This window comes from Sorangium sp. So ce281, from assembly GCF_051527395.1.
GTDB classification, from domain to species: Bacteria; Myxococcota_A; Polyangia; order Polyangiales; family Polyangiaceae; genus Sorangium; species Sorangium cellulosum_B.
This window is the reverse complement of record NZ_CP150322.1, coordinates 491,723-504,395: the sequence shown is the minus strand read 5'-3', so window position 1 is coordinate 504,395 and position 12,673 is coordinate 491,723. Positions and strand designations below refer to the sequence as shown.

9 protein-coding genes and 1 tRNA gene are annotated in these 12,673 nt (G+C 73.9%); 6 read left to right on the top strand and 4 right to left on the bottom strand.

Features of this window, described 5'->3' with window-relative positions:
* Positions 1 to 13: 13 nt before the first annotated feature.
* Positions 14 to 1,174 (bottom strand): M20 family metallopeptidase, encoded by a 1,161-nt coding sequence (locus WMF27_RS01865; RefSeq protein ID WP_437761972.1) that lies wholly within the window; start codon positions 1,172 to 1,174, stop codon positions 14 to 16.
* Between the two features lie 159 nt (positions 1,175 to 1,333).
* Between WMF27_RS01865 and argB the strand changes: the two genes are divergently transcribed.
* Entirely contained in the window at positions 1,334 to 2,188 is an 855-nt protein-coding gene (gene argB, locus WMF27_RS01860) for an acetylglutamate kinase (protein WP_437761973.1), read from the top strand.
* 60 nt (positions 2,189 to 2,248) lie between these two features.
* On the top strand, positions 2,249 to 2,743 hold the full coding sequence (locus tag WMF27_RS01855; protein ID WP_437761974.1) for a hypothetical protein: 495 nt from the start codon (positions 2,249 to 2,251) through the stop codon (positions 2,741 to 2,743).
* Here the strand turns inward: WMF27_RS01855 and WMF27_RS01850 are convergent.
* Positions 2,686 to 3,003, bottom strand: a complete 318-nt coding sequence (locus WMF27_RS01850; protein ID WP_437761975.1) for a hypothetical protein — start codon at positions 3,001 to 3,003, stop codon at positions 2,686 to 2,688. The genes WMF27_RS01855 and WMF27_RS01850 overlap by 58 nt on opposite strands.
* 194 nt (positions 3,004 to 3,197) lie before the next feature.
* Between WMF27_RS01850 and WMF27_RS01845 the strand changes: the two genes are divergently transcribed.
* Entirely contained in the window at positions 3,198 to 5,348 is a 2,151-nt protein-coding gene (locus WMF27_RS01845; RefSeq protein WP_437761976.1) for a hypothetical protein, read from the top strand.
* A 315-nt stretch (positions 5,349 to 5,663) separates the two neighbouring features.
* Positions 5,664 to 5,736, top strand: a tRNA-Ala gene (locus WMF27_RS01840).
* Positions 5,737 to 6,176: 440 nt separating this feature from the next.
* Here the strand turns inward: WMF27_RS01840 and rd are convergent.
* Positions 6,177 to 6,341, bottom strand: a complete 165-nt coding sequence (rd, locus tag WMF27_RS01835; protein WP_437761977.1) for a rubredoxin — start codon at positions 6,339 to 6,341, stop codon at positions 6,177 to 6,179.
* A 165-nt stretch (positions 6,342 to 6,506) separates the two neighbouring features.
* Positions 6,507 to 7,346: an SDR family NAD(P)-dependent oxidoreductase gene (locus tag WMF27_RS01830; RefSeq protein WP_437761978.1), complete on the bottom strand. Its 840-nt coding sequence runs from the start codon at positions 7,344 to 7,346 to the stop codon at positions 6,507 to 6,509.
* Positions 7,347 to 7,857: 511 nt separating this feature from the next.
* On the opposite strand from WMF27_RS01830, the gene WMF27_RS01825 reads away from it, so the two are divergent.
* Both WMF27_RS01825 and WMF27_RS01820 read left to right on the top strand, forming a co-directional pair.
* The gene (locus tag WMF27_RS01825) at positions 7,858 to 8,967 is read left to right on the top strand and encodes a cytochrome-c peroxidase (protein ID WP_437761979.1); all 1,110 of its coding nucleotides are present in this window, start codon (positions 7,858 to 7,860) and stop codon (positions 8,965 to 8,967) included.
* A 90-nt stretch (positions 8,968 to 9,057) separates the two neighbouring features.
* On the top strand, positions 9,058 to 12,663 hold the full coding sequence (locus WMF27_RS01820; protein WP_437761980.1) for an AAA family ATPase: 3,606 nt from the start codon (positions 9,058 to 9,060) through the stop codon (positions 12,661 to 12,663).
* Positions 12,664 to 12,673: the final 10 nt, after the last annotated feature.

The following is a 12,673-nucleotide window of genomic DNA, read 5'->3' as shown; positions in this document are numbered from 1 at the left end:
GCCCGTCCGCCCCTCAGGCGCGCCGGCCCAGCAGGAACGCCGCCAGCGCCTCCGCCTTCGGGACCAGCGTGCCCACCTCGAGGAGCTCGTCCTTCGTGTGGAAGCCGCTCCCCCGCGGCCCCAGCCCGTCGATGGACGGGATCCCGATCTCGGCCGTCGAGCTGGCGTCGGATCCGCCGCCGAGGAGGGGCGCCTCGGCGTCGCCGAGCCCCGCCGCCCGCGCGCAGGCCGCGTACTCACGGCAGAGCGCCGCGCTCGCGTCGGTCCGCGCGAGCGGCGACCGCGCGATCTCGCCCTCGACCTGCACGGCGGTGCCGGGCACCTCGGCGGCCGCCTCGCGCGCCGCCGCGGCGAGCGCCGCCAGCATCGCCTCGCCGTCCGCGCGGCTCACGAAGCGGAGGTCGACCTGCGCCTCCGCCGCGTCGGGCACCGTGTTCCTGCCCTGCCCTCCGCTCACCTTGCCGACGTTGACGGTCACCCCCCGCCCGTAGTCGGTGAGCTGCTGCGCCCGGTCGACGAAGCGCGCGAGCGCCCAGATGGCGTTCGCGCCCTGCCGGTGCGCGTTGCCGGCGTGCGCCGCCTTGCCCGTGGCCCTCACCGTCGCGCCCCCCGTGCCCTTGCGCGCGGTGATGATCCGGTCCCCCTCGCGCCCCGCCTCGAACACGAGCGCGCACGCGGCGCCCGCGAGCTCGCGCTGCAGCAGCGGGCGCCCCTCGGGCGACCCGACCTCCTCGTCCGCCACGATCGCGAACCGCACCGGGATCGCCGGCAGCGCGCCGATCCGCTCGAGCGCCCTGAGCGCCTCGATCACCACCACGAGCCCGCCCTTCATGTCGAGCACGCCGGGCCCGCGCGCGAGCTCCCCGTCCAGGCGGAAGCCCTCGAAGACCCCCGGGGGGAACACCGTGTCGAGGTGCCCGACGAGGGCGACGTGCCCCACCGGCGACGCCTTGGCCGCCTCGCTCTCCGCCATCCAGTGCGCCGCGTAGCGCGCGCTCGCGAACCGCCGCACGCACAGGCCGGGGATCGTCGAGAGCTCGTTGGCCAGGACCTCGCCCACCGCGTCGCCGCCGCGCGGGTTGTCCGTGAACGAGTTGAGGTTCACCAGCCGCTCGAGGAGCGCGAGCATCGGCTCCGCGCGGCCGGACAGCGCCTGTCGGAGGGCCTGGATCACCGCGCCAGCATGCCACGGAAGCCACGGAGGGCCGAGCGCCGCCCGCGCGGGGTGGCGCCGGCGCCCGCTCGCGCTGCCACCCCGCGCGCGGGCGCGGGCGCGGGCGCGGGCGGCCTCTGCACGGGCCGCAGCAGAAGTGGTACGTGTGTCCCTCATGAAATGTCCCAGAGCAGCGCGGAGGCGCCCGTGACCACGGCGGCGGGCCCGCTCGTCATCAAGCTCGGCGGCGAGGTCGTGGGCGGCCCTGCCCTCGCCATCCTCTCCAGCGACCTCGCGGCGCTCACCCGCGCGGGCGCGCGCGCGATCGTCGTCCACGGCGGCGGCGCGCAGGCCACCCGGCTGCAGGAGCGCCTCGGCATCCCCGTCCGGCAGGTCGCCGGCCAGCGCGTCACCGACGCCGACACGCTCGACGTCATGAAGATGGTCGTCGCCGGCAAGCTCAACGTCGACCTCTGCGCCGCGCTCGTCGCCGCGGGCGCGAGGCCGGTGGGGCTCCACGGCGCGAGCGGGCCCGCCCTCTCGGCGGTCAAGCGGCCGCCGCAGATCTACGCCGGCGCCGGACCCGAGCCGGTGGACCTCGGCCTCGTCGGCGACATCACGGGCGTCGATCGCGCGCTGCTCGAGCTGCTCGGGAGCGGCGGCTACTTGCCCGTCCTCGCCTGCCTCGGGGCCGGCGCGGACGGGCAGGCGTACAACATCAACGCCGACACGGTCGCCAACCGGGTCGCCGTCGAGCTCGGCGCGGCGGGGCTCTTCCTCGTCAGCGACGTGCCGGGCGTGCTGCGCGACGTCTCCGATCCCGCCTCGCGCATCCCGAGCCTCACGGTCGCCGAAGGGCGCGCCCTCATCGCGAGCGGCGCCGTCACGCGCGGGATGATCCCGAAGCTCGAGGAGTCGTTCGCCGCGCTCGCCGAAGGGGTCCGCCGCATCCACATCCTGGGGCGGCTCAAGCCCGGCGATCTCGCGCGCGAGGCGAGCGAGCCCGGCGCGATCGGCACCGTGCTCGTCCCCTGAGCCGCCCGGCGCGCCTCGCCCGAGCCGGCCGCGCGCCGTATGCTCTGGCCTCGTCGCCGTATGTCCTCCGCCTCATCGATGACGGACGCCGCCCTCGGGTTCGCCGAGGCGCACCGCGAGCAGCTCGCCATCGGCGTGGGCGTGTGCCTCGCCAGCTTCATCGCGGGCATGGCGCTCGTCACTGTCGTGCTCGTCCGGCTGCCCGAGGACTACCTGGAGAGGCAGGAGGAGTCGCCCTTCCTGGAGGGGCGTCCGGCCTGGGTGCGCGGGGCGGCGCGCGTCGGGAAGAACCTGCTCGGCGTGATGGCCGTCACGCTCGGGATCCTGCTGTCGCTGCCCGGCGTCCCCGGTCCGGGCGCGCTGGTGATCCTGATCGGCGTGATGCTCCTCGACATCCCCGGCAAGCGGCGGCTGGAACGGCGGCTCCTCGGGGCGCCGCGGGTGCGCGCCGTCGCCGACCGCGTGCGCGCCCGCTTCGGCCGCCCTCCGCTGCGCGTTCAGGCTGGCGCCCGCGGCTCTTCACCCGGCTCACCCGGCTCACCCGGCGCGCCCTGAGCGCCGCGGGCGCCCTGCGCGGGCGCCGCCGGCCCTCCCTTCGGGGCCGCGGCGCGCCGCCGGAGGTGCCACCCGAAGAGCGCCGCAGCGAGCGCGAGCGAAAGCCCCGCCGAGATCCACTCGCGCGGCGCGAGCAGGATGCAGCCGGCCACGAAGGCGCAGCTCGCGAGCGCGAGGCGCTCTTCAGCGTCGGGCGCGTCGGGCGCGTCGGGCGCGTCGGGCGCGTCGGGCGCGTCGGGCGCGTTGGGCATGGGGCGCACGTCGCCCTCCTCGTTACCGTCCCGCGCCGCGCGCATCAAGCGCGCCGTGCCGTCGCGATCCTGCCCACAGGGCGTGACCCGGCGCGCTCACGCGTCGCGCTCCTGGTCGCCTCGTGCGGCGCCAGCGCGGTTGCGGTAGGTAGGGGATGGGAACGGCGAGCGCTCCGCTCGCGCAGCATCGATCTCGACGCCTTATGAACGCAAAAGACGATCGCGACGAGGGTGGGCCCGAGGGCGCGCTCCGGAACGAGGACCCCGGCGAGAGCCGCGAAGCAGGCCCGGAGGCCGCCGCCGCGAGCGGCGCGGGCGACGGCGCAGCGCGCGCGGCGCAGCGCGACGGGGCCGCCGGGGACGACGGCGCCGCGGAGGGCGGGCACGACGAGGAAGACGGCGCGGCGCCGGAGCCGCCTCCGCGGCCGCGCGGGCCCTCGATGTGGGACATCCTCCGGGACAGCTTCTTCACGTTCGACCGGCGGACGCTCGGCTTCACGCGCATCCTGCTCGGCTTCTTCCTGATCGGCGACCTGTTCCGCCGCAGCTGGGCGTGGTCCGACATGTTCGCGGACATCGGCGTCCTGCCGAACCACGTGAACCTCTGGCGCCCGCAGGGCGGCGGGAACTTCTCGCTCGTCAACGCGTTCTCCACGCCGGGCGAGCTCTGGGTCCTCTGGGCCGTGATCTTCGCCACCTACGTCTGCCTGCTCATCGGCTGGAAGACGAAGCTCATGCAGGTGCTCTCGCTCGTGTTCGTCACGAGCATGAACGGGCGCGTCCTGCTCATCGAGAACGGCGGCTACGTCGTCCACAACCTGCTGCTGCTCTGGACGTGCTTCCTGCCGCTGGGCGATCGCTTCTCCGTCGACGCGCTCCTCGCGTCGCTGAAGCGGAGCCGCGAGCGGACCGCGGACGATCTGAACGACCGCTCCACGCTCGACGACCCCCGGAAGCCGGACGCCTATGTGACCGTCCTCGGGCCCGTCCTGCTGATCCAGCTCTCGGCGATCTACTTCTTCAACGTGGTGCACAAGACCGGCCCCGCCTGGAAGAACGGGACCGCGGTCCACTTCGTGCTCTACGTCGACCGGATGGTGACGCCGATCGTGGCGGACATCCGCGACTACGCGCCGAACTTCCTCATCCTGTTCATGACGAGGATGGTGATCTCGTTCGAGGCGGCCATCCCGGTGTGCCTGCTGTCGCCCCTCGGCCGGGTGTGGGCGCGGCGGCTCACGCTCGTGATGATGAACCTGCTCCACGTCGGGTTCGGCACGACGTTCGTGCTGGGCCCGTTCGCGTGGGCGCTCTGCGTGTTCTCCACGCTCCTCATCAGCCGCGAGGACTGGGAGATCGCCGCGCGCACGATGCGGCGCGTGCATCGGACCCGCGTGGTGCTGTTCGACCCGCGCTCGCCGGGCGCCGTGCTCGCCTGCCGCGTGCTGAAGCGGATGGACCGGTTCGGCCTGCTCACCTTCGAGGCGTCGAGCTCCGCGCCCTACGGGCTCGCCGTGCGGCGTCCTGGCGGCGAGGCGGCCGAGGGGGCCGCGGCGCTCGCCGACGTCATCGCGGCGATCCCGCTCGGCCCCGCCGTGGCGTGGGCGCTCCGCCTGCCGCTCGTGCGCGACGCGGCGACCGCGGCGATGGAGGCGGCGCACCGCCGCAGCCTGGGCCGGGCGCTCGGCGCGCGGATCCCGGAGCGCTCCGAGATCGCGCCCCCGCCGGCGCCGCTCCGGCTGGCCGGCCGGAAGGTGCTCGCGACGTTTCGCGAGCTCGCCGTGCTCGTGATGTTCGCCGGCGCGGTCAACCAGGCGGCGGTCGAGCTCTGGGTCATCAAGAACCGCTGGAAGGTGCCTCACCCCGAGCCGACGCGTGTCCTCTCGCAGAAGCTCCGGTTCCTCCAGGGCTGGTTCATGTTCTCACCGAACCCCGTGATGGACGACGGGACGATCGTCGTCGACGCCATCACGGTCGACGGCCGCCACATCAACCCCTTCACCGGCGAGCCGCCGAACTTCGACCTCCTGCACGCGAAGAGCTTCGCGTACACCCAGATCTGGTGCGACTACTTCGCCCGCATCAAGCTGCCGGCGAACACCGCGTACCGGGACGCGATGAAGGAGTACATCTACCGGTACCCCGAGCGCACGGGCCGGCCCGAGGACGCGATCGTCTCCGGGGAGGTGTACTGGGTGAAGGACTGGAACCCGAAGTGGGGCAGCACGCAGAGCTACGGGGAGGAGCGCGAGAAGCTCTTCCTCTTCCAGAACCCGAAGGCCCAGGCGCGCGCGCAGGCGGAGCCTCCGCCGGCGCCCGGCGCGCCCGCGGCGCCGCCGAGCCCTGCCAACTAGCGCTGCTGCGGGAAGTCGGCCGGGGAAGGGAACCGCCAAGCCGCCAAGGACGCCAAGAAAACCGGGGAATAGGGCGGATGCCCGGACGGCCCCCTTCCCCCTCTCCCCCTTGGCGTCCTTGGCGGCTTGGCGGTTTTTCTGCCGCTCCGGGGCAACCTCCTGCAGTCGTGCTCGGGCGCGGGGAACCAGGGGAAGCAGGGGGACCTGGTGGGGCGCCCAGGGTCCTCCCCAACGACTGACCGGCGGTGGAGAAAAACCGCGATCCATGCTTGACAGCAGCGCCCCGGCGAGTAGAGTCCGCGCTCTCGAAAGCGAGGGCCTGTAGCTCAGTTGGGAGAGCGCTAGAATCGCACTCTAGAGGTCGCAGGTTCGATCCCTGTCAGGTCCACCCTCGAAGCAGCTCAGTTCTCTTTCTTAGCCGTTCTTCTTCATCCTCCACGCCATTGCCACGCTCTCGAAGGCGTGTGACCGCATGTGAAGCGGTCCACGGAGAGCGCATGAGCTCGATCGGTCGCGAGGTGACCGCGATGAGGTGCTCCCGTCAGCACGGGGAGGCAGCGCGCTGAGCGCCTGCCGCGGCGTTGCCTGACGTCGCCCTGTGCCTCGCGGCGCTGAGCGCCCGCGCGGCTGCGGATGGCGCTCACCCGGCCGCGTGCGCCAGGCCCATCCGCGGTGGATGAGGTGGAGCGTCCACCGGGACGGCGCGCGGCGCGATCCGAGGAGCACATCGGTGCGCGGACACCGCGCGGCCGATGTGCTCACCCCGCCGGCGCCTCCGCGCTGTCCGCGGCGCGAGGCTCGCCGAGACGGCGCGGAGGAGCGGCCCGCTCACTCGTCGATCGGCTCGAAATCGGCCTTGGTCGCGCCGCACTCCGGGCACATCCAGGTGTCAGGCAGGTCCTCGAACGAGGTCCCGGGCGCAACGCCTGTGTCGGGGTCACCGACCGCCGGGTCATAGACGAATCCGCAGACCAGACACCGATATTTCTTCATCCGTGGTTCTCCTCAGGAGCTCGACGAGCGGCGCAAGACGCTACCACGAGGGCGGACACGGCCGCAGATGAACCTTCTGGTCCGCAGCTCTCGCCGCAGCGCCCAGATCCTGCGCCACGAGCGCGCGCGCCGCCCCGGCGATCGTGGGCCCGAGGGGCGGGCGCCTCAGGGCGGCGCCGGAGCGTCGCGCACCGCGCGCTGCTTCTTCCGCAGCACGCGCGCGATCGGCCCGTAGGCGAGCCGGAGCAGCCACCGCGGGCAGATGACGCCGAGGTGGATGACGAGCCACGCCACCACCCCGGGCACCACGAGCGCGCGGCCGCGGTCCACCGCGCGGACCAGCGCGCGCGCGCAGCGCTCCGGGGCGATCGACAGGAGCGCGGGCGGCTCGAGGCCCGTGAAGTTGCCGGCCACCTCGTTGAACTCGGTCCGCACGGGCCCCGGACAGACCTGCGTCACCCGCACGCCGGTGCCGGCGAGGTCGAGGCGGAGCGCTTCGGTAAAGCTCGTGACGAAGTGCTTCGTGCCGACGTACGAGGCCATCCCGGGCCCGAACGTCAGCCCGAAGCCGGAGCTCACGTTCGCGATCGCGCCGCGCCCGCGCGACACCATCGGGCCGACGAGCCGGTGCGTGAGGTACGCGAGGCTCGTCACGTTCAGCGCGATCATCTGCTCGGTGCGCGACCACGCGGAGAGATCGAACACGCCGATGTCACCGAAGCCGGCGTTGTTGACGAGGACGTCGACCCCCCCGACCTCGGCCTCGACGGCGAGCAGCATCGCGTCGACCGCCGCCCGATCGGTGACATCGCAGCCGAAGGCGAGCACGGCGAGCGCCGGGCGCGCCGCGGCGAGCTCGGCGCGCAGCGCCTCCAGGCGATCCTTGCGGCGCGCGACCAGCACGAGCACCCGGGCGCGCTGGGCGATCTCGTGCGCCAGCGCGCGGCCGATGCCCGACGACGCGCCGGTGATGAGCACGACCCCGCTGTCGATCGGCGATTGCACGGCCGAAGGGTTGCCCGGCGCCCCCCGGGCGCGCAAGGGGCCCCTCGCCGACCGGCCTCGCATCGTCCCGTCCACGCTCCCGCGCTTCCGCCCTCCGGCGTTTCCGCGCTCCCGCGCTTCCGCCCTCCGGCGTTTCCGCGCTCCCGCGCTTCCACCCTCCGGCGTTTCCGCACCTCCGCGCTTCCGCCCTGCCACAGCTCGCCCGCTACACCCCGCAGGCCGCGCGAGCGCGCCGCGCGACACCTCGGAGAAATCCGGTGAAACGGAGAAGCGCACCTCGGAGGAGATAGGCGCGCAGGAGGCACCTCGACATCCATTGCGCTACCTTCGAGACCGCGAGTCGCAACCGGCCGGTAACACGCATCACCCCGGGGGCGCCCCCCGCGACCGCCGCCAGCTCCGCGCCTTGGCCGGCGAGCGGCGACGGCGCGGCCGCGGCCGCGGCGCGCGTTGACGTCCACGGCGGCTCTCTCATACCGTGGACGGCGTCCTCACGAAGCCAGGAGACCTCATGCGTTGGCCCTCATCTCTCATCAGTGTGCTCTTCCTCGCCGCCGGGCTGGGCGCCTGCGAACGATCCGCGGAGTACGAGCACAAGGCCCCCCCGGCCTCGAGCACGGCGAAGCCCGCCGCGGCGACAAGCGACGTGAAGCCGCTCGTCTTCGATCCGAACGACGTCAAGTCCTTCAAGGTCCTGCCCGCAAAATTCGAGACGGACAAGAACACGATCACCGATGACAAGGTGACCCTGGGAAGGATGCTGTGGTACGAGACGCGCCTCTCGAAGAACCACGACATCTCCTGCAACTCGTGTCATGGCCTCTCGACCTACGGCGTCGACAACAAGCAGTTCTCCTCCGGGCACAAGGGCCAGCTCGGCGGCCGCAACTCGCCCACTGCGTACAACGCGGGCCCCCACATCGCCCAGTTCTGGGACGGCCGCGCGGCCACGCTCGAGGACCAGGCCAAAGGGCCTATCCTGAACCCCGTCGAGATGGCCATGCCGGACGAGAAGCGGGTCATCACGACGCTCAAGTCGATCCCCGAGTACGTGAAGCTCTTCAAGACGGCCTTCCCCGACGACAAGGAGCCGATCACCTACGACAACATGGCCAAGGCGATCGGCGCGTTCGAGCGCGGCCTGGTCACGCCGTCGCGCTTCGACAAGTTCCTGGGCGGCGACGACAAGGCCCTTACCGCCGAGGAGAAGGCCGGGTTCCACAAGTTCATCTCGCTCGGGTGCCCGACCTGCCACACGGGCGTCGCCGTCGGCGGCTCGACGTTCCAGAAGCTCGGCCTCGTGAAGGAGTTCCCCGGCCTCAAGGACAACGGGCGCTTCGACGCCACGAAGGACGAGAAGGACAAGTTCTTCTTCCGCGTCCCGAGCCTCAGGAACGTCGAGAAGACCTTCCCGTACTTCCACGACGGCTCGATCGCGACGCTCGACGAGACCGTGACCAAGATGGCGTGGCACCAGCTCGGCGTGGAGGCCAAGCCCGAAGAGGTGAAGGCGATCGTCGCGTTCCTCAAGTCGCTCACCGGCGATCTCCCGACCGACTACATCAAGCAGCCCGAGCTGCCCAAGAGCGGGCCGACCACGCCCAAGGCCGACCCGACGTGAGCGGATCACGCGGATCACGCGAATCACGCGAATCACGCTGATCACCTGATTGCGCCGGGAGGGCGGATCGGCTCTGCTCCGCCCTCCCGGATGAGCACGAGCTCCAGCGACGACGGGCGATCCGCGCCCGCTCCCGAGGACGGAGCGGGCGCGTCCGCGGAAGGGGCTCGCGACGCGAGCGAGGGGCGCACCGCGAGGGCGCTCGTCTTCGTGCGCGAGCGCTTCGACGGCGCGTGCCTCGCCTTCCCCGTCGCGGCGCCGGACGTCGCGAGCTTCGGCCGCGACGAGGAGGTCCTCGTCGAGCAGCAGCTCTTCCTGCGCGAGCACGCCGCGCGCGCCCGGCCCGAGGCGGTCTCCCGGCTCTCGTTCCCGCAAGGGACGGGGCTCCTCTCCGTGAGCGTCCCCGTCCCGCGCGACGACCTGCCGCGCAAGCTGCGGAACGAGGTGCCGGTGAGCTTCCCCTGCGTCGTCGTGCCGGCCGGCGAGCTGGACGCGCGCGGGCAGGCGGAGACGCCGGCGGCGGAGCGCGGCGATCGCGACGCGTGGGTGCTCGTCCCGAGCCTCGGGCACGCGTTCTACGTGGAGGCGGGCGAGCCGATCGAGACGGCGATCCGGCACGAGGTGCGCCGGCTGCTCGCGTCGCAGGTCCTGTCGACGTGGGAGCACCTGGGGCTCCTGCCCGGGAGCGCGCACCGCCTGGAGGTGCTCCACGCGCCGCTGCCCGAGCCCGAGCGCGCGGGCGGGCACGGGCCGCGCGGCGCCTCGATCGTGGAGCGCGCGCTGCGGAAGAAGGCCGTGGAGACGCTCGTCGCGGTGGCGACGCCGCTCCACGTGGCGGCGCAGCGGAGCCCGCTCGCGACGCCGCCGCTCACCTGCCGCGACGCGGAGCTCGCGCGCCTCGCGGCGCTGCTCGACGGCGAGGAGCGCCTCGGCGTGCTGCTCGTGGGCCCGGAGCACGCCGGGAAGACCGCGCTCGCGCTGGCGTACGTCGCCCGCCAGACGCGGCTCGTCTACGCGACGTCGGGCGCGCAGCTCATCGCGGGCATGAGCGGGCTCGGGCAGTGGCAGGAGCGCATCCACGGCGTGATGGAGGCCGCCGCCGCGCTCGACGCGGTGCTCTACTTCGAGAACCTCGACGATCTCCTGGCCGAGCGCGTCGACGGGGGGCACGTGGACCTGGCCGGCGCGATGCGGCCCTACCTCGACGAGGGGCGGGTGCGCGTCCTGTGCGAGCTCCGGGACGACCGGCTCGACGCGCTCGAGGGGCGGCACTGGGCGTTCTTCGCGGGCCTGAGCCGCGTCCGGATCGATCCGCTCTCGGCCGCCGATACCCGGAAGGCGCTCGCCGCGCGCGCCGAGCGCGACGGCCGCGTCGAGCCGCACCGCCCCGCTGTCGCGGGCGACGCGCTGACGGCGCTCGTCGATCTCGCGGAGCGCTACCTGCCCTACAGCGCCTTCCCGGGCAAGGCGGTCCGCCTCTACGAGGACCTGCGCGCCGTGCACGAGCGGGAGCGGACCGCGCAGGGGGAGCCGGTCACGCTCGGGCGGAGCGATCTCCACGAGCTGTTCTCGATGCGCACGGGGATGCCGGCGTTCCTGCTGCGCGACGATCTCCCGCTCCGCGTCGACCGCGTGGCGCGCGACCTCGGCGCGAGCGTGGTCGGGCAGGAGCGCGCGGTGCGCGCGCTCGCCGAGACGATCGCCGTGGTGAAGGCGGGGCTCTCGCCGCCGGACAAGCCGCTCGCGGCGTTCCTCTTCGTGGGGCCGACGGGCGTCGGCAAGACCGAGCTCGCCCGCGCGCTCGCCGGGCTGCTCTTCGGCTCGCCCGAGCGGCTCTCGCGGTTCGACATGAGCGAGTTCTCGAGCGAGGGCGCGGCCGATCGCCTGATCCGCGGGACCGACGGCGCGGGCGGGCTGCTCACGCAGCGCGTGCGCGAGCAGCCGTTCTGCGTGCTCCTGCTCGACGAGATCGAGAAGGCCCACCGGGCCGTGTTCGATCTCCTGCTGCAGGTGCTCGGCGAGGGGCGCCTGTCCGACGCGCGCGGCAGGACGGCGTACTTCCACAACGCGATCGTGATCATGACGTCGAACCTCGGCGCGGCGGAGCGGCGCGCGCGGGCGGGGTTCGCCGGCGAGCGAGGCGCGGAGCGGCCGGAGGATCAGGCCGCGCTGGACGAGGCGCACTACCAGCGCGTCGTCGCGGGCGCGTTCCGGCAGGAGTTCGTGAACCGCATCGATCGCGTGGTGCCGTTCCGGGCGCTGACCCGGGCGGAGCTCGCCGAGGTCGCGCGCCTCACGGCGCGGCGCCTCGCCCAGCGCCGCGGGCTGTCCGAGGCGGGCGTCGCGCTCGAGGTGTCGGAGCGGGCGCTCGCGCGGCTCGCCGAGGACGGCCACGCGCCGGCGTACGGGGCGCGGGCGCTGCGGCGCCACGTCGAGGAGCACCTCGCCGCGCCGCTCGCGCGGCTGCTGGCGAGGCTCGGGGGCGACGCGCGGGATCTCGCGGTGTGGGTCACCGAGGCGGGCGAGCCTGAAGCGGCGGCGCCCGCCGACGGCGCCGTGGTCGCCCGCGCCGAGACGCCCGCGCTCCGCCTCGTGGCGCGGCGGCGGCGCGCGGCGAAGGCCGCGCAGCAGGCGTTCGGCGTCGAGCAGGTCGGCGAGCTCCGGCGCGAGGTGGACCGGTGGATGGGCCTCGGGCCGCTCGAGCAGCTCAAGGAGCAGATCGACTTCCTGCTGACGCAGCTGAGCCTCGCGAGCGGGCCGTCGCGCGATCGGCGGAAGGAGATCGACGCCGCGGCGCTGCAGGCCGAGCACCACCGGCTGAGCGAGCTCTGGGGGCAGCTCGAGCGCGCGCAGGAGGAGATGCACGGCGTCGAGGAGCTCGCCCTGATGGCGCTGCTCGAGGGCGAGGAGGTGCGCGGGCTCGCGAGCGAGGCGCGCGCGGCGTGGGAGGGCGTGCGCAAGGTGCTGCCCCGCGCGCTCGTCGCGACCGAGTCGCGGCGCGACGCGATCACGCTGATCCTGGAGGAGCTCGACGCGGGGGCGTTCGAGCGGTGGCTCGCGCCGCTCCTCAAGGAGCTCCCGCGGCGCGGGTGGGGCGCGACGCTGCACATCGACGGCGACCGGGCCGGGCCCGGCGACGGCGCGTGGCCCGCGAGCCGGCGGTGGGGCCCGCCGCGCGCTCCGGGCGACGTGCTGGACGCGCTCGACAAGCCGAAGCGCGGGTTCCGGAGCGTGCTCCTCCGCTGCACCGGCGCGTACGCCGGGGCGTTCCTCTCGCTGGAGCGGGGGCTCCACCGGGTGGTCACGCGCAAGCGGGACGCGGGCGAGGCGGGCGAGGCGGGCGAGGCGTCAAAGGACGGCCGGCTGCACGTGTTCGTGCACTTCGTCGCGCACGCGGCCGACATCGCCGAGGACCAGTGGGAGCACAGGTCGCTCGCCCCGCCGCCCGCGGGCTCGGCCGCGGCGCGGCGGCGCGGGGCGGCCGCGCGCGAGCTCGACGAGGTCGAGGGCGCGGCGCTGATCGCGGGGCGCAGGGCGCGGATCGCGATGGATCCGGCGTGGTACTGGGAGCGGCTCGACGAGGTCGCGCTGACGCACCTGCTCCTGCTCGAGGACGAGGGGAGCGGGCTGGATCGGAGCGAGTACTTCAGCGCGGGCGGGGACGGCCCGGCGCTGGATGATTTGCCGGACGCCTGACCTGGCAGAG